Annotated in this window: 11 protein-coding genes and 1 tRNA gene; all 12 read right to left on the reverse strand. The window is 54.6% G+C overall.

From position 1 onward, the window contains the following. Positions 1 to 2,385: a cation:proton antiporter gene (locus Q2J34_RS02455; protein WP_300969191.1), complete on the reverse strand. Its 2,385-nt coding sequence runs from the start codon at positions 2,383 to 2,385 to the stop codon at positions 1 to 3. 424 nt (positions 2,386 to 2,809) lie between these two features. Beyond that, on the reverse strand, positions 2,810 to 4,861 hold the full coding sequence (locus Q2J34_RS02460; protein WP_300969192.1) for a putative porin: 2,052 nt from the start codon (positions 4,859 to 4,861) through the stop codon (positions 2,810 to 2,812). Continuing rightward, positions 4,858 to 5,325 (reverse strand): Rieske (2Fe-2S) protein, encoded by a 468-nt coding sequence (locus Q2J34_RS02465; protein ID WP_300969193.1) that lies wholly within the window; start codon positions 5,323 to 5,325, stop codon positions 4,858 to 4,860. The genes Q2J34_RS02460 and Q2J34_RS02465 overlap by 4 nt, the downstream gene beginning before the upstream one ends. Before the next feature lie 24 nt (positions 5,326 to 5,349). Then, positions 5,350 to 5,772, reverse strand: coding sequence for a hypothetical protein (locus Q2J34_RS02470; protein ID WP_298887619.1), 423 nt, complete (start codon positions 5,770 to 5,772; stop codon positions 5,350 to 5,352). Between the two features lie 37 nt (positions 5,773 to 5,809). Beyond that, positions 5,810 to 6,466, reverse strand: coding sequence for an orotate phosphoribosyltransferase (pyrE, locus tag Q2J34_RS02475; protein WP_298887617.1), 657 nt, complete (start codon positions 6,464 to 6,466; stop codon positions 5,810 to 5,812). Positions 6,467 to 6,668: 202 nt separating this feature from the next. Then, complete coding sequence (gene secDF / locus Q2J34_RS02480; protein ID WP_298887615.1) at positions 6,669 to 9,599, reverse strand: protein translocase subunit SecDF; 2,931 nt, start codon at positions 9,597 to 9,599, stop codon at positions 6,669 to 6,671. 195 nt (positions 9,600 to 9,794) lie between these two features. Continuing rightward, a tRNA-Gly gene (locus tag Q2J34_RS02485) sits at positions 9,795 to 9,867 on the reverse strand. Between the two features lie 561 nt (positions 9,868 to 10,428). Further along, the gene (locus Q2J34_RS02490; RefSeq protein WP_298888540.1) at positions 10,429 to 10,986 is read right to left on the reverse strand and encodes a Fe-S-containing hydro-lyase; all 558 of its coding nucleotides are present in this window, start codon (positions 10,984 to 10,986) and stop codon (positions 10,429 to 10,431) included. 11 nt (positions 10,987 to 10,997) lie between these two features. Then, positions 10,998 to 11,840, reverse strand: a complete 843-nt coding sequence (locus Q2J34_RS02495) for a fumarate hydratase (protein ID WP_298888538.1) — start codon at positions 11,838 to 11,840, stop codon at positions 10,998 to 11,000. Between the two features lie 38 nt (positions 11,841 to 11,878). Further along, a complete protein-coding gene (locus tag Q2J34_RS02500) occupies positions 11,879 to 14,218 on the reverse strand; it encodes a trypsin-like serine protease (protein WP_298888536.1) in 2,340 nt (779 codons plus the stop codon). A gap of 169 nt (positions 14,219 to 14,387) precedes the next feature. After that, complete coding sequence (gene dnaX / locus Q2J34_RS02505; protein WP_298887666.1) at positions 14,388 to 16,193, reverse strand: DNA polymerase III subunit gamma/tau; 1,806 nt, start codon at positions 16,191 to 16,193, stop codon at positions 14,388 to 14,390. Next, positions 16,186 to 17,475: an AI-2E family transporter gene (locus Q2J34_RS02510; protein WP_298887669.1), complete on the reverse strand. Its 1,290-nt coding sequence runs from the start codon at positions 17,473 to 17,475 to the stop codon at positions 16,186 to 16,188. The genes dnaX and Q2J34_RS02510 overlap by 8 nt, the downstream gene beginning before the upstream one ends. Between the last annotated feature and the right edge of the window lie 6 nt (positions 17,476 to 17,481).

Genomic DNA, 17,481 nt, shown 5'->3' on the forward strand with positions numbered 1-17,481 from the left:
TTAAGAGACTTTACCCAGATAAGAGACGGCTCCCGTAGTAGGGCGATGTATCGTCGGCAACTCGATGGTCGCCTCGTCAATGTCTAGAATGAGGTAAGAGGGCAACTGCTGGAGTAGCTCTTGCTGTGCTGGCATGAGGGCTGCCCACGCATCGTAAGCGATGAAGGCGAAGTCGTAAGTGGTCAGATCAACTTGCTCAGCAAAAGTCTCCCCGCTCCACGACACACGATCCGAGAGCTCTGTCGCAGGCTTAGCAAGGTGTGACGAGAGTGGCATCAGCGTGATCGGACTATCGGCACGCTCCGTCACCTGCTCGGCAACGAGTAGTAGCTCTTTGTCTTCAGGCCGCTGCATCAACACGAGCGGATGTGCTATCGGGGTCTGACCATTGTCCACATAGATACCCACCGAGCAAGGTGCCTCATGAGCAAAAGTGGCAATAATCTCCTCAAAGGAGTGCGAGTTCTGCTCTTTCTTAGCTTGACGACGGCGACCAGTCATAACTTTCCACCTGCGGGTGAGCTTATCGCTATATGCGACTAGGTCGCGGTCTTTCTTGTCTTGCGAAAGGTTGACACTTGCCCCGAGGAGCAGCAGGTTGCTCTGGATATGATTGGCGTGCGAGAGAACCGCCTCGGGCACCGATTCGGCGATCTCATACTTACGCTCCACGGAGAGGTCTAGCTGCTTGGCCATCTCCATCGGCGCGGCAAAGCTACTGGCGTAGTAGTGATCCGCATCGATGGTGCTAATGTCTGTATCCGTGGTGACGTGCATCAGCGTACAGGCCACCTGTGGAGAGGTGCCACCACAGAGCCTATGGAAGAACTCTAAGAGCGTCACGCCCGTCTCAGCACGACCGAACGAGATGAGCACCTGACCTGTCGCGTGCTCTAGGCTTTGCGGTGTTTTCTTTTTCTTAAGGAGCCAGTCGATTAGTTGCAGCGTTGGAGCGGTCATGATGGTAGTCACGAGCGTCATCATCACGAGGATGGTAAAGAGAACGGTCGAGAGGACTCCTAGGTCCAGTCCGATGCGCAGTACGACCAGCTCCATCAGCCCTCGGGTGTTCATATAAGCCCCTAGGTAAAGGCTTTCGCGGCGCTGTATGCCACAGCTTCGTGCCGCTAGGTAGGTGCCGCCCATTTTGCCAATAACCGCTACAAGCGTACAGATCAGGAAGAGGCCCCACAGCTGAGGCGTATTGACCAAGCCCAGCTCTGTGCGCAAACCTGAGCTCACGAAGAAGAGCGGCAGGAGGAGCAAAAGTGCTAGGTCCTCGACTTTTTCCTTGACAATCACTCGGAAGTCTAGGTTCTCAGGCATGACAAGCCCCAGCATGAAGGCGCCAAAGAGCGCATGCATACTCATGATCTCGGTGAAGTAGGCACTCGCCATGAGGAGGATGAAGATGAGCCCCATGAGCGACTTGGAGAGTACCTCACGATGTCTCACACGCCGCCCGAGGAGTCCGAAGAGTGGTCGCAAGATGCCAAAGATGACCGCCAGATAGAGCGCGAGGAAGAGCATATTGTAGAGGGCACTCGTGAAGCTCCCCCCCTGGCTGACCGCCATGATGGCCGCCAGCATGAGCCACGCCACGATGTCTCCCATGGCTGCGGTCGAGAGTGCCAAGCGGCCTAGGTGACTATGCGAGAGCGAGCGCTCCTGGATGATACGCGCCAAGACGGGGAAGGCGGTGATGCTGAGCGAGATGCCCACAAAGAGAGCGAGCGACAAGAAGCTACTCCCCTCGCTCAGTAGCTCAGGGCGACTGTACAGCCCATAAGTGAGGAGGATGCCTAGGATAAAGGGAAAGATAATCCCCGACTGACTGATGATGAAAGCTTGCTGCGCCTGACCCTTGAGGTCTTTCATACGCAGCTCCATACCTATGGTAAACATGAAGAGGATCAGTCCGAACTGACTGAGCAACTCTAGATTGCCCAGGCTGTGCACAGGGAAGAGCGTTTCCATCGCTTCTGGCCAAACGGCTCCCAGCAAGCTCGGGCCGAGCAATATACCAGCTAGGATTTCTCCGATGACCGTCGGCTGATGCAATCGTGCGAAGATCCACCCGACGACACGTACCACGAGCAGGATGACGACCAACTGGATCAGCAACATCCCTATGTCTGAGGCTGCATGAGCACGGACTGAACTCACAAACGACTGCCACGGCGAAGCCTCACCCGCAGGCGAAAGGGTGGGCAATTCGGGAGCTTCGCTCAGGGACTCGGTCATAGCTACAGGAGGCGTGACGAGAGCCTCCGAAGGGCCAGTCATAGCCTGGTCAGTAGCAGCGACCCACCACAAGAGTGCCACAAAGATGAGCATTAGCCCGCCGTAGAGCCACCACGCTAGCTGTCGTTGATGTGTATTCATCGAGGATACGCCTATTTCGTTATGCAGTAAATGTAGCGACGAGACCACACCTGCAGTCTCCGCCTTACGGGACAAAGATACGAAATCACAGCTGTCCGATGAATGGTTCCTACCTTGGAACCGAAAAGTTCCAACGCTGGAACTAAAAAGTTCCTCCGCTGGAACTAAAGAGTTCCTCCCTTGGAACTTTTTAGTTCCAAAAGAGGAACGGGTTTTGGAACTCGTATATACCACAAATAAAGCACGATAGAAAGCGAGTCGCTGCATCAATGCGAGACAAGTAACCCGCCGTAGGGACGCACGGTTGTGCGTCCGTTGTATCAAAGGTTACAGCATCGTGGTTTTAACAAGGACGGACGCACGACCGAGCGTCCCTACAAAGGGCTACACGTCTTGCCGTTCGACAACGGACGCACCCAGCGTACTACTTGTTTAGGTCGAGCGAGATGCCGAGGCGGATGATGGGCGGATTGATTGGATAGTGCGCTGCGGAGAAACGCTCCGAGGGTGAGATAAAGAGGTCACCGAGGTTGTAGTACTCGACAAAGAAGCGCGCACGCTTGAGCTGGAAGCTGACAAAGGCGTTCAAGTGGGGGAAGTTGCCATACTTCGTCTCCGTCTGATTGACAAACTGCATGACTGCAGGCTCATAGTAAGGCGCGTAGTATCGTGTATGCCAGCGACAGTCTACGCCGAGCATGATGCGTAAGACACGAGCATATAGGAAGTCTGTGTAGACGGTTCCGTAGAGGCTGAGCGTAGGCAGAGGCACGACCTCCTGACGTGTGGAGAGCTGGTAGAGGGCTTGCAGTCTCCAGGCGAGCCAACCCCACTTGTAGTCGTGCTGCAGGCGTGCCGAGAGGATCTGTATCGGGTCAGCACACTGCTCGACGAGCCCTTGCGAAGTCCAGTAGAGCTGGTTCTGCAGGGTGGCGGTCTCGACGCTTAGCGAGGTGCCCAGCTTGTCGAGTGTGAGTCGCCCTCCGAAGGCTAGCCGACGCTCATAGCCGAAGTCTCTGTCCCAGCGGTGGAAGGTGCCGTGAAAGTGCCGTATGAAGTAATCCGGACGACGATTCTCGAAGTTGCCCCAGGCACGCAGTCCTACGGGGAAGCTCCAGAGACGGAACGAAGTACTGATACCGCCTTGCGCCAAGATGGATCCGATGTTTTCGCCTAGGAGGGTACTCTCGAGCTGCGCATCGAAGTTGAGCAAGTGTCCCGAGGTACGCGCTATGCGTCCCCCCACGACCACGTCCATGGTGCTGTGTCCGGGTCGCTCCCGATAGATCGAGTCGGGGGTGTAGTAGTATTTGTTTTCCAGCCGCACATAAGCCTCTAGACCAAACTTGACCCATGGTCTGAAGCCCTCACGGAGCGAGAGGACGAAGCTATTGTCCAGCTGCCACCGTCGGGTGCTATCCTCAGGCAATACGTAGAGCGAGTCGAGCGCACCCGAGGGACCTTTGTGCATATAGGAGTAGTGGTTGGGGTACTGCTCCCAGGTAGCTTGGTTTCGATTCACATACTGGTGGATGCCTTGCCTGAAGCTCAAGAGATGCCCTACACTAGCTATCGGCACGAAGCGCACCGTATCGGCTTCGGTGCGACGCTCGCCAAAGATGGTCAGCGAGTCACTGGCACTGCGAGGACGATAGGAGCCGAAGTTGTAGCGATGCGAGAGGAAGAAGTGAGCATCGTCGATACCATTCCAGACACGCTCTGCCTGACGAACGGGTATCTCGTGGCTCTCCAGATTGCGCCGGCCAGAGTTGCTCCGTGTAGGGTCATTGACATAGGCATCCTCCATGATACCGCCATTCTCCGTGATCCGTGCGAAGTTGCCCCCGCCCGAGAGGTACGCCTCGTAGCGGTCTAGTGTCAGCGTCGCAAATAGCCGATAGTCACAGCTCTTGGTGCGGTTGCCTATGTAGTAGCCTGGCGAGTAGGTGTAGTTGAAGTCGGCTCCCATCGCTAGCCGCTTGCTGAGGTTGAAGGCGATCGTCCCGTCAAACTGCTCTTCGCGTCTCTGGGCATCTCCATTGCGCTGATAAAGGAGCTTGGAGAAGGGGGTCTTCGTGCGATAGAAAAGCCTATTAGACTCGTCCCATACGAAGCCCGAGAGCGTCTGGTCGTATAGGAAGCGATGCTGCGGGCGCAGTCGGTTGAAGTAGTCCATATCGACCCACGGAGAGCGCAAGTTTCCTAAGTAAGCCATCACGATGGAGCGGCTCTCCGCTTTCACCTGATCGTGAAAGAGCGTACTCAGCGTATCGGGACGTGCCGCATAGAGCGCGCCCGTGTAGGGATTGATCAGATAGCTGTGGAGCGTCTCGCCACGATAGATGAGCTCGTGGGGATCTTTGTCAAAGCCGGGTAGCGGTATGTCGTAATCGTAGCGCGACTGCGCCCTAACGGCTGTCGCTAGGAGGCTCCACAAGACGAGGAGGCAGAGAAGGTGTCGGACTAGCTTGCTCATAGCTCAGGTGCAGTGATCAGTATACCCCCATCGATGGGTAAGACACGGTAAGGCAGGAGGGGGCTTTGGGCAGGCCCTTGGATGGGCGTTCCCCCGCCATAGACAATGCTAAAGCGACTGTGACACTTCGGACAGACCGCCTCGAGCTTCTCATTGACCATCAAAGCGTTCGTGGGATCCAGCTCTTTAGGGCAGGCAAGGTCGTAAGCGTAGTAGTAATCGGCCGTGCCACTCCCTGCGAAGCCGTGAATGACTAGGATGCCTCCGAAGCCGATGGCTGAGGTTGCTGTGCTGGGTCTCGTGATGCGCATATACCCCCCAGTGGCTGTGAGTGCTCGTCCATTAGTGGCGAAGTATAACTCATAGTGCACTGGACGCAGGGGCGTGGCGTACTGCACCTCGCCTTGACACCCCAGTAGGAGGAGCGTCATGAGCGATAAAAGCATTATGCGGATACCCTGCATCCTTGTTTTGATTCTAGCTTTAGACTATGCGTCGTAGCGCAGCTGTCCCAGCATGTTGGCAATGTACTGCACAGCCTCCTCTAGGTGAGGTTTTACCATGCCAGCGACAAAGGGGTTGAGCTTAGCATCTAGTGAGACAACTAAGGTGCTACCTCCCGTCTCCTGAGACGTGAGTCGTATGGAGACATTGGCGGGCATCATATCGTGCTCGATTTGGTAGCGAACCTCCTCGGTGGGGATACGCTCCGAGACAACGAGTGCGAGATCTGCCGGGAACTTCATCACCTGCGCCTGTATTTCGCAGCGGTCGCTAGTGAGTGAAGAGACCTTGACCTGCTTTTCCTCCAGCAACTGATGTAGCTCCTCGAGATTGGACAGGTCGCTGATCTTACGATAGATCGCCTCACAACTATACGTAGAGGCGACGGGCTGACTTTGTATCGTCATAGGAATGGGTTGTGTAAGCTTAAAGGTGTCGTCAATGCTATCGTCCCCACTGGCTCGGGTTTTCGCGCCACTGAGCAAGCATTTCTAAGTCATGCTCAGAGACGTAACCAGCAGAGACAGCTTGGCGAATCACTTCGTTGTAATCAGTCAGGGTGCGCATCTCCACACCTGCCTTGGCGAAAAGCGCCTCGGCCTCAGCGAAGCCATGCGTATAGACCGCCATGAGTCCCTCGACCTGTGCGCCTGCTGCTTGTAGTGCCTCGACAGCCTTCATACTGCTACCGCCTGTAGAGATCAGATCCTCGATGACTACGACACGAGCTCCCTCGGGCAGATAACCCTCAATGAGGTTTTGCTTGCCATGATCCTTAGCCGAGGAGCGTACATAGACGAAGGGCAACCCCAGCTCGTCTGCCACCAAGGCTCCCCACGAGATAGCTCCCGTGGCAACGCCTGCTACCACCTCAGCATTGGGGTAGCGATCGCTCACCTGGATGGCAAAGGCTTGCTTGATGTAGCTGCGATGCGCAGGATAAGAGAGCGTCTTGCGGTTGTCACAATAGATAGGACTAAGCCACCCAGAGGCCCACGTAAAGGGTGCGTCTGGACGAAGCTCGACAGCCTGGATAGCGAGCAAACGATGAGCTACCGACTGCGCGATAGTGCACTGCTGATCTGAAACTTTTGATGTCATAAGAGGATAAGTATCTTAGATATGGCACAAAGGTACGAATTTAGAGGTTAGAGATTAGAAGTTAGAGGGTAGAAGTTAGAGATTAGAGGGAGTCGTCTCTGCACCACCGTCTCAAAAGCAGTCGGAGCCTATCCACGATCGTGTGGGTAGGCTCCGACTTTGTTTTTACCTTGCTCTACCTTGAGAGCGAGCAGAGGTGTGCTTACTTCTTAGCTGCTGCGAGCTTCTTCTGATGCTGCTTATTGCGTACTAGGTAAGCAATAGGCGATGCGACGAAGAGCGTACAGAAGATACCATAGACGATACCGATGAGTAGCGCAAAGGTAAAGCTACGCATAGAGGCTCCACCGAGGATAAAGATGATGAAGACCACTAGGAAGGTTGAGAAAGAAGTCTGCACCGTACGAGCTAGCGTACTATTGAGAGCTTCGTTCATCACCAGCTTCTCCTCGCGGTTCGGATAGTTGTGTAGCGTCTCACGGACACGGTCGAAGACGACGACCACGTCGTTGATCGAGTATCCGATGATCGCTAGTAGTGCTGCGATGAAGTTTTGATCCAGCTCCATCGTGAAGGGCATGATCTGCCAGAGCAGTATGTAGCTCGCCACGATGAGGAGCGTGGTAGTAGCCACAGAAGCAAAGGCACCTAGCGAGAAGGCCCAGTTGCGGAAGCGGAGCAAGATGTACAGTCCCATGAAGATCAGGGAGAGGACCACCGCTATGATAGCCTGACGAGAGATGTCCTTAGACATACTCGGGCTGACGCGCTGTGAGCTGACGACATAGTTGTCGACAAACTGCTGCTGGGTGGTACCCTGTGGAAGGAACTTCTGGACTCCCTCGAAGACCTTACCGATGACGAGTAGCTCCTCGTCTTCGCTCTCCTGAGTCATGCCGATACCATAGTTGGTTGAGATACGAACCTGGTTGCCCTCCGTACCGATGGAGGTGACGAGGACATGCTCCTCTAGGGGTTTCATGAGTGATTCACGCACCTCAGCCGAAGAGACTGGCTGCTCAAAGGCAACGATGTAGTTACGACCACCTGAGAACTCGATACCTCTATTGAGACCCCATACAAACGAACCAATGAGACCGAGCACTAGGATAGAGCCAAAGATGATGAAGCCCTTGTTGCGGTTCTCCAGGATCTTGTAGCTTGGGTTGTTGAGCAGGTTGCGCGTAAGGAAGGTCGTATAAGTGACCTTGTCCATACGTCCCTTCTTATCGAGTGCCTCGACAACGATACGCGTCAGGAAGACCGCCGTGATAAAGGAAGCGATGACACCGATGATGAGCGTCGTAGCGAAGCCACGGATAGGACCTGTACCAAAGGCATAGAGTACACCACCCGTGATGACGGTCGTAAGGTTGGAGTCAAAGATTGCTGAGAAGGCATTGCCATAACCATCCTGTATAGCACGTGTCATAGACTTGCCAGCACGTAGCTCCTCCTTGATGCGCTCGAAGATCAGGATGTTGGCATCCACCGCCATACCGAGCGTCAGCACAAGTCCCGCAATACCGGACAGCGTCAAGACACTGTGGAAAGAGGCCAGGACACCGAGCGTGAAGAAGCTGTTGAGGATCAGAGCGCCATCGGCGATGAGACCTGGGATGAGACCATAAGCGAGGCACATATAGATCATCAGTAGGATGATCGCAATGATAAAGGAGATGATACCAGCCTTGATAGACTCGCTACCGAGGGTCGGACCAACGACACTCTCCTGCTCAATCTCGACAGAAGCCTCCATACGTCCAGAGTTAAGGACGTTAGCAAGGTCGGTCGTTTCGTCGACGGTAAAGTGGCCTGAGATCTCAGAGCGTCCACCCGTAATCTCCGAATTGACATTAGGAGCTGAGTAGACGACGCCATCGAGGACTATAGCTATGCTTCGGCCGATGTTGTCACCCGTCAGGCGAGCCCACTTACGGGCACCCTCATCATTCATCGTCATGGTGACGACGGGGCGGTTCTGACCAAGGTCGTTGCGCACCTCACTACGTGCCGAGGTGACCACCTCACCACCTAGATCGGGGAGTGCATTGCGGTTACCACGGATAGCGTATAGCTCGTAGATATCCGTCTCCTTGCCTGTCTGGGGGTCCTTGATAGGTGAGTTGCCCCAGAGCAGCATCAGATCTTCACGGATCACCTTCTGCTTCTGTGCCTCCTCGAGCATCTCATCGATTTTGTCTAGATCAGCACGACGCGCGTAGCCCACGATGGTACCACGATTGGTCACGTTGAGCTTGCTAAAGAGGACATTCTCTACACCTCCAGTAGCTGGCTTCTGTACGGCTGTCGAGTCGGCCACCGTGGCTGTCGAGTCAGCTGCATTAACGGTCGTATCGGCAGGCGTCAGGTCATTGCCATTTGCCATAGCGGTGAGACGGTTGTTAGCGTCGACGAGATCGCTAGCGATCTCATCATAGGTGTAAGTACGCCAGAACTGCAGATTAGCACTGCGCTGTAGTAGCTCACGGACACGCTGAGGCTCTGTAACGCCAGGTAGCTCGACAAGGATACGCCCCTGGCCCTCTATGCGCTGTACGTTTGGAGCGACCACACCAAAGCGGTCGATACGCGTCTTGAGGACGTTGATGGCAGCGTCGATAGCACTGCTGTACTTCTCCTGAAGCACCTTGATAACCTCCTGGTCGCTAGACTTAGGGGAGATAACATCACGGAGGGGGCCATTGCTAAAGATGACAGCGAGCGAGCCTGAGGGCTCGAGCTCCTTGTAAGCCTTTACGAAAGTCTCAACGAAGTCATTACCACCCTCCTTAGCAGCTCTATCGATAGCCTCGATAAAAGCAGGAGACTGGTTATGCCCCGAGAGGTTGCGTAGGAGGTCACGTCCATTGACCTTGAGGACGACGTTCATACCGCCCTTGAGGTCTAGTCCGAGCCCTATCTGCTGGTTGCGGGCTTTCTTGAGCGTGTAGCCAAACCACACCTTCTCGTTGGCCATTGAGTCGAGATACGCTTTGCCATCCTCGCCAGCTGCGGTCATCGCCAGCGCCTTCTGATCGTAGTGCCTTACCACAGGGGTAAAGGAGATGTAGAAAGCGCAGATGATCGTCAGTAGAGAGGCGAAGAGGATCACAAATCCTTTGTTCTGCATGAGTATATTTGATATATCGTTATTATTTCACGTAGTCTAGATTGCCACAAAGTTACGCTAAAATATACTACTGACAAACAGATACCCTTCTGATTGTCCAAAAAACTATTCGGCGCCACACTGCGAAAGCACCTAAACGTGGCTATGGGATAACAAAAATAGGACGGCACCTAAGCACCGTCCCATTTACTACAGAGCGGAAAACGAGGCTCGAACTCGCGACCCTCAGCTTGGGAAGCTGATGCTCTACCAACTGAGCTATTTCCGCATAGCACCTCCTCGGGCGACTATCCTGCGACTATGCTACCACAGTCACTAGCCCCCTCGGATTGTGGAAGCAAAGGTACAATAAATTTTGGAATGGAAAAGTACGTGTGGTCTTATGGTCAGGAAAAACGCAACGCTGGGTCGTTACAATAATTTAGAGCTGACTACATATCGATACGAGGGCGTGTCGGAGAAAAGTGATTTCCACGTGGATATTTCGAAATCCCCACGTGGAGAATAAAAAATTCTTCGGAGGAATGAAATGAAACTTCGGAGGAAATGATTCGCCTCCACGTGGGGAATAAAAAATATCCACGTGGAGATTTGAGATTTCCCACGTGGATATTCGAGAAAGGAGGGAATCGGATAAATTTCCCCGTAAAGATATGTTATTAGAGATTAGAGGTTAGAAGTGAGAGATTAGAAGTGAGAGAGCAGGGGTGGCAGAGCGATTATAATGCGTCAGCCCTGCCGAACCTGGCGCCTAAACGTGCTGAGCCTGCCGAATAAAGGACAAAAGCGCCACTTACTCGACAGGCTCATACTAAGAAAGCCTTGCTGATTATCGGCGGGCGTACTGCGAGCGGCCGAGCGAGTAGACGTCGCCTCCGAGGCTGTCGACGGCTACGATGACGGGGAGCTCCTCGACACGTAGTTTGCGGATCGCTTCGGGACCTAGGTCGTCGAAGGCGATTACCTCGGCCTCCTTGACGCACTTGCCCATCAGAGCAGCAGCTCCTCCGATGGCGGCAAAGTAAACGCCCTTGTACTGCTTGATCGCGTCAACGACCTCTGGGCTACGCAAGCCCTTGCCGATCATCACGCGTAGCCCGTGGGCTATGAGCGTTGGCGAATAAGCGTCCATACGTCCTCCTGTAGTGGGGCCTACGGAGCCGATGGGTTGTCCAGGCTTAGCCGGGCAAGGACCCGCATAGTAAACGACTTGCCCTGTGAAGTCAAAAGGCATCTCCTCTCCTCGCTCTAGCATCTCGACAAGACGCAGATGCGCTGCGTCACGTGCTGTGTATATAGTCCCCGAGATGTAGCACATATCTCCCGCTCTGAGCGGAGTAATCATCTCTGTCGTAAAGGGGGCTCTGAGTATCTTCTTCTCTTCCATGTCTCTATATATTATAGTGTACCCTCTGCGTGACGTGTCGCGTGGCAACTGATATTGACCGCTACGGGCAACCCGGCGATGTGTGTCGCACCCGTATTGATGGCGACAGCTAAGGCGGTGGTGTCTCCACCGAAGCCAGCTGGGCCGATGCCCATCTTATTGATCTCTTGGAGTAGCTCCTCCTCGATCTCAGCGACGGCGGGATCGGGATGACGATCACCGATAGGACGTAGCAGAGCACGCTTAGCTAGCTCAGCAGAGCGCTCCATCGTACCACCGATGCCGATACCGACGATGATCGGCGGACAGGGGTTGCCCCCAGCGTGGGAGATGGTGTCGAGGACAAACTGCTTGATGCCGGCTACTCCTTGGCTGGGGGTAAGCATGGAGAGCGCGCTCTTGTTTTCACTGCCGAAGCCCTTGGGAGCGACGGTGATGTGCATTTGGTCTCCTGGCACGATGCAGTAGTGGATGACGGCGGGCGTATTGTCGCCCGTATTGTGTCGATGTATCGGGTCGCTCACGACGGACTTGCGCAGGTAGCCGTGGGCATAGCCTCTGCGGACGCCCTCGTTGATGGCGTCTTCGATCAGATCACCCTCGACGTGCAGATCTTGTCCCATATCGACGAAAATGACGGTCATACCCGTATCCTGACACATGGGGGCACGCTCGCTGCGCGCTATGTGAACGTTTTCGATGATCGTATTCAGTACGTTTCGTGCTAGAGGCGAGCGGTCTTGCTCTGCGCCCTGCTGCATGGCAGCCTCTATGTCGGGCGAAAGGTTGACACAAGCCTCTATGCAAAGCTTCTCCACCAAGTCTGTGATGGCTGTAGAGGATATTGTACGCATATATGTTAAGTGTGTAAGTAAACTGTCTAGTTAAGTGGTTACGGGCGAATGAGCTTGCAATTATACCGCTCTCCAGCTCCGGTTAGATGTACGATGTAAACGCCAGACTGCAGTGCGTAGTCGGCAAGAGATAGCGATGAGCGAACGTCCGTCAGTGGCAGCGACAAGATGCGCTGCCCAGCAGCACTATATAGCTCTACCTCAGCCGGAGTACCTCCCGCGAGCCACGCCTCTGGTAGCAGGAGGTAGAGACGCTCCCCCGCCAGCATCACACGAGGTTCGTTCACAGACTCTATAGCGGCTGTTCCGCCCGCCTTGAGACTGCCCAGGACGATCGGGTCTATCCAGTAGTGCCCTAGGTAAGGCGCTCCGCCTATCTGTGCCGGCTCCCAGCTGAAGCCGACGAGGTGCCACGCATAGGGAGTGTCGTGTAGCTGCGCTTTGCTCATAAGCAAAGGTGCTGACAGAGCCTTGCTCTCGTTCCCCTCTAGTGCTATGTAGTAAGTGCCGGCAGAGAGTGTCAGTGGAGTGTCTTCCTTAGCAGGGAAGAAGGCTTGGAAAGCATCCGAGAGCGTTCGTTGCTGCGGACTTTGTCCTGCATCATTTACTAATAGATACGAAGGCCTTGGCAACGTCTGCTCGTAGAGCTTCTTGCCAGGCTTGCCCTCCTCGTCGCCATATATAGCCAGGGTCACAGGTGTCCACTCCTGCATAGCGCCTAGAACCAGCACAGAGCCTAGATACTGCACGGAGGTGTCGATGTCGTAGCGCACAGCGACTCCCCCGATCGTGGCGTCGTCCCTGCGTATCAGCACGTTGTCACGCATCAGACTATAGAGCTGATGTGAGAGACGCACAGGCGGCTTTGCGGCAAAAGGATCTAGTCCCTCTAGTATAGTTTGGTCACTCGTTGGGGCTAAGTGTGGCTTCAGACACTTATCGTCGGAGTAGCCCGTGAAGACTTCGCTCAGAGCGTAATAGTAGTCATTGTTCGGAGCACTACAGACAGAGCTTCCCCCAGAGAGAGCACCGATGAGGTGATGATTCTTGTCAAAGAGTCCCGACCCCGAGGAGCCACGCTCTGTCGTCCCGACATCCCACTTCCTAATGTAGAGGTGCGAATTGACCCATCGGACTGGCACGGAGGCCATATCGTAGCTCTCCAGAGTAGGCTTTTCGTCCGCTCTATTGTAGCGACGTACGGAGGCTAACGGATGATGGATGCCGATGACAGGCACAGGGAAGTCGCGCTCTGCATTCCACCCAGCGAAGTAAGGACGATAGCTGGGCGGTATAGCACATTGTCCCTGTGGCACATCTGGCTTCACACCTGTGATACGGAGCAGGCACATGTCGTGCTCCTCATTGAGGGCAACCAGCTCGGCGCCGGCTAGCGTTTGCTCCTCGATGCCATTAATGAGAGGGTCGCCCGTGGGGCTAAAGTAGTTGAAGTAAAAGACCGACTGCTCTGCACTCTGACGTACATAGTCGAGGTCTCTGCTCTGATAGCTATTGTTGAGACAGTGGGCTGCGGTCAGGACGAGTGCCTCTCCATCCTGGTGGCTGTTATTGATTAGGGTGCCTGACGAGAAGAACCGCCCTCGCACCACGAGCAAGACTGCGCTACGAGCGATGCGCTCCACCTCAGGGTGTCGCACCGTAGCCTCAGCGCACTCCAGCCCCTTCACGATAAAGAAAGGAGAGCCTCCCCCCCTATGATCACCGTTTGGAGGCGGTAGCTCCTCACCGATGGTAGAGAGCAGAGCGGTCGTAACGGTCGACAAGCGCCACGGGAGAGCTCTGCGCTCGCCATTAGCGGGATAGTAGTAGACTATGAGTCGCTCACCATAGAGCGGAGCGGTCGTAAGGCTATGAGACGAGACATTGTTTGCCTCGGTAAAAGCACCTCGCACCTCGCCTTCCTCATTTGCAATGATAAGTATATCACCACGGTTCAGCTGGTAGTCGCCAAAGTAAAGCGTATTCCAGCCTGCCTCCTCAAGCTGCAATACGCCCTGCCAAGCTCGCTCGCCCGAAGCAGTCGTGATCCAGTCTCCCCACAACTGACTCTCAGGCAGCTGACGGTACTCTATTGCTGGTAGCTCTAGGAGTCGTAGGCCCGAGGAAGCGGTCTCTTCACTTTGACGTAGCGAGCTAGCAGGCTCCGTACGAGAGGTCGCCTCTAGCTGATAAGCCCCTGAAGCACTGCGTAGTGTGGCCTGACGCTTCCCTAGATCCGTCACTATCGTAGCAGGGAGAGGTGTCGCAAGCTGAGCCACAGCTGGCTGAGTCAGCAGGAGCGCAACGAGAGAGAGGCATACGCAACTGACGTAAGACAGCATGCTCGTGCAGGGACGAGCCGTATTGAGTCTATTCATAGAGATAGTCCTAAAGATATCGTCTCAAAGGTACAAATAAACTCGAAGAGCAGAAAAAACGCCAGCTAATTCCTGTTTTTAGGGATGGCGGGAGAGATCTAAACCAGGCACATTCGATTCTGGCGGGATCGGTGGACGAAAGAGTCTCTCGCCATGAGCTATCTTGTCGTCACTTGACACGCAGGTCGAGCGTCTTCGTCAGGTAGGCCACCTCTTTGTAGTTTTCCATATAGTAAGCCGCACGCTCCTGCGCTGTCGAGGCGTGCTGTGTCTGCTCCACAGCTGAGACCTCTGTCGTTAGCGTGAGATTGTCGTTGTGTAGCTTAGCCTTGAGGTAGCGCAGCAAGGAGCGCTCGACTCGCTCGAACGACTCTAGCTGTATGTTGCTCACCAAGGAGACCTTGAGCCCATGAGGTGCCTGCAACTCTGGTGTCACCGTGTGGAGTAGCTGTGAGAGGTAGGCATCGTCTATCAGCTCCTCATCGGCAAATGCGAACCACCACTTGAGTAGTTCATCGGGCGTGACTGGCTCATCACGCTGTCCTGTCTCCGAGGCATCTGAGTCTTCGTCCGCTTCGGCTACAGAAGCTTGTTGTGCCGTGAGCGTCTCCTCTGCCTGACGCTTAAGAGCTGATATGCGTAGGGAGGAGCCTGTCGGAGTGTATTGCTTTGGCTGACTAGTTGCTAGCTGAGGAGTCTTTTTTTTTTCGCCAGGAGTAGGCGCAGTTTGATAAGTAGCTGGTGGCGTCTGCACGCTACTCTCTTGCGGGGCTGGAGACGCTGGGGCGGGCTGCGGGGCGGGTTCAGAAGCTGCTGAGGCTGGCTGGCTAGGAGCTGTCGCTACTGTCGCCGGAGCAACCGCAGCATTCTTAAACGCACCACACATCTCCGAGATTCCCATGAGCGTCAGCTCGACTAGGAGTCGCTTAGCTTGCGATGAGCGGTAGTTGCGCTCACAGGCGACAAGCTTAGAGATAGACTTGTAGAGAAAGAGCGGGTGGATCTGCTGAGCTAGCGCCATAAACCGCTCTGCATGGACGCCCGTATAGGGGAAGAGCTGCACCGTCTCTGGGGTTCGAGCCACCAGTAGATTGCGCATAAAGTCGGCTAGTCCGATGATCAGCTGACGCATGGCTACCCCTTTGCCGAGGAGCTCGTCGAGGAGTAAGAGCGCACGCTTGTAGTCACCACTATATAGGTAGGTAGTGAAGTAAAAGTAGTACTCGTCGTCTAGTATATTGAGCGTCTGCAGCGTCTGCTCGTAGGAGATGACCCCGTCTTGCGCTGTACTAGCCAAGCGGTCAAAGAGCGAGAGCGCATCGCGCATACCCCCATCAGCGATCCGCGCTATCGTGTCGAAAGAGCGTGGGTCGTACTGGAGACCCTCGGCATCTGCCACACGGCGCAACTGCTCAGCGATCTGCTCAGGCGGTATCGGCTTGAAGTCGTACACCTGACAGCGTGAGAGGATGGTTGGGAGGACTTTGTCCTTTTCAGTTGTAGCCAGGATAAAGACCACATAGCCTGGTGGCTCCTCAAGCGTTTTGAGAAAAGCATTGAAGGCTCCCGACGAAAGCATGTGCACCTCGTCGATGATGTAGACCTTGTACTTGCCTTGCTGTGGACGTATGTAGACATCTTCGTTGAGACGGCGTATGTCGTCCACCGAGTTGTTGGAGGCAGCATCCAGCTCGTATATATTGAAGGCGCGCTGGTTCAGCGCCGCCTGACAGTTAGGGCATACGCCACACGCCTCCCCCTGCGGGGTGAGCTGCTCGCAGTTGATCGTACGAGCTAGGATACGTGCTGCGGAGGTCTTGCCCACACCACGGGGACCACAGAAAAGGTAAGCGTGCGCTATCTTGCCCTGCTTGATGGCACTCTTGAGCGTGAGGCATATAGCCTCCTGCCCGAGCATCTCATCGAAAGTCTGCGGGCGATACTTGCGTGCTGATACTATGAAGTTGTCACTCATCTGCCTTAGGGTTATCATCGTCCGTGTGCGCCTCCTCGTACCGCTCCTGCTCTGACTTGGTCAGTGCTGAGAGACCGTTGTTTTGTACAATTTTAGAGAGACGCTCGAGAGACTTTGCTTCCTGAAGATCTGTAGAGGCGGTCGGCTTAGCCTTCGATCCAGGTACGAAGTCGTGACGATAGAGATTGATAAAGAGTACAATCAGGGAGAGGATCAGCGGTCCAAAGATGACGCCCCAGAATCCGAAGAGTGAGAGACCGATGAAGACTCCGAAGATCGTGATCAGCGGGTGAATGTTTGCCATCTGCTTCTGTAGGAGTAGGCGCGCTACATTGTCCACGCCTCCGATGACAATAAAGCCGTAGAGAGCTAGTAGGATCGCGTTGAGCCAGTCACCGTTGATCCCCATGATGACTGCTATCGGCACCCATACGATCATCGTGCCAAGTACTGGGATGATGGTCGTAAAGGTCGTTAGTACAGCAAAGAGCAGTGCATTGTCCACCCCAAAGATCAGGTAGCCTATGTAAGCAAAGACTCCCTGCACAATAGCCAAGAGCGGGATGCCGATAGCGTTGCTCTTGACGATGCTTATGGTTTCGTTAGAGACTGTCTTCTTATTGCGCTCTGTAAAGGGTAGTAGCTCCTCCACCGCTGCTTCAAAGTGGTCATAACCTCGTAGCATGAAGTAGAGGAGGAAGAGGATGATAAAAGCGTTGAGGAAGAATGAAGACATCCCCTGTAGTAGGACCTTTACGAGCGTGGTCGAGAAGCTCGTCAGCTTCTGTAAGTTTTCATTACTCCACAGCTCTATGCCAAAGCGATCCTCTACATCTTTGATCACCTCCTGCGCTTGCGTCGTCAACACATTCAGCGACTCTGGGTCAAAGGTGGAGAAGAGGTCGATCAGCATCAAGACGATCCCCATCAGTGGAATGAGGAAGAAAAAGATCGCCTCTACCGTCAGCAGCGAAGCAGCCCAACTGCGACCCCAGCGCTTACGCTCGACGAGCCACTTCATCTGACCTCTCAGGAGGACGTAGATGGTTAAGGCACCCAGCACGCCACTCATATAGGGGAGCGCATGCTTGCCGATGATCAGCATCAGGATGAAAATCAGCGTGATCAGCGAGGTGCGAGGAGTCCAAAAGGAGACTCGATATACAGGCTCTCCATGCTTCGCACGACTCTGTGTCAGATCTTCGGGAGAGGTCTGATCACAAGACTGGGTCGCAGATGATGCCTTGGGGGAGTCGTTAGGGTCTTTGCTATTTGTTGTCATAGAGCT

Origin of the sequence: Porphyromonas vaginalis (genome assembly GCF_958301595.1) — a bacterium.
Classification (GTDB): Bacteria; Bacteroidota; Bacteroidia; order Bacteroidales; family Porphyromonadaceae; genus Porphyromonas; species Porphyromonas vaginalis.

What these genes read in the sequence shown, in the direction of transcription:
- Q2J34_RS02455 (WP_300969191.1), bottom strand. Translation starts at nt 2,385, where the DNA reads ATGAATACACATCAACGACAGCTAGCGTGGTGGCTCTACGGCGGGCTA.
- Q2J34_RS02460 (WP_300969192.1), bottom strand. Translation starts at nt 4,861, where the DNA reads ATGAGCAAGCTAGTCCGACACCTTCTCTGCCTCCTCGTCTTGTGGAGC.
- Q2J34_RS02465 (WP_300969193.1), bottom strand. Translation starts at nt 5,325, where the DNA reads ATGCAGGGTATCCGCATAATGCTTTTATCGCTCATGACGCTCCTCCTA.
- Q2J34_RS02470 (WP_298887619.1), bottom strand. Translation starts at nt 5,772, where the DNA reads ATGACGATACAAAGTCAGCCCGTCGCCTCTACGTATAGTTGTGAGGCG.
- pyrE (WP_298887617.1), bottom strand. Translation starts at nt 6,466, where the DNA reads ATGACATCAAAAGTTTCAGATCAGCAGTGCACTATCGCGCAGTCGGTA.
- secDF (WP_298887615.1), bottom strand. Translation starts at nt 9,599, where the DNA reads ATGCAGAACAAAGGATTTGTGATCCTCTTCGCCTCTCTACTGACGATC.
- Q2J34_RS02490 (WP_298888540.1), bottom strand. Translation starts at nt 10,986, where the DNA reads ATGGAAGAGAAGAAGATACTCAGAGCCCCCTTTACGACAGAGATGATT.
- Q2J34_RS02495 (WP_298888538.1), bottom strand. Translation starts at nt 11,840, where the DNA reads ATGCGTACAATATCCTCTACAGCCATCACAGACTTGGTGGAGAAGCTT.
- Q2J34_RS02500 (WP_298888536.1), bottom strand. Translation starts at nt 14,218, where the DNA reads ATGAATAGACTCAATACGGCTCGTCCCTGCACGAGCATGCTGTCTTAC.
- dnaX (WP_298887666.1), bottom strand. Translation starts at nt 16,193, where the DNA reads ATGAGTGACAACTTCATAGTATCAGCACGCAAGTATCGCCCGCAGACT.
- Q2J34_RS02510 (WP_298887669.1), bottom strand. Translation starts at nt 17,475, where the DNA reads ATGACAACAAATAGCAAAGACCCTAACGACTCCCCCAAGGCATCATCT.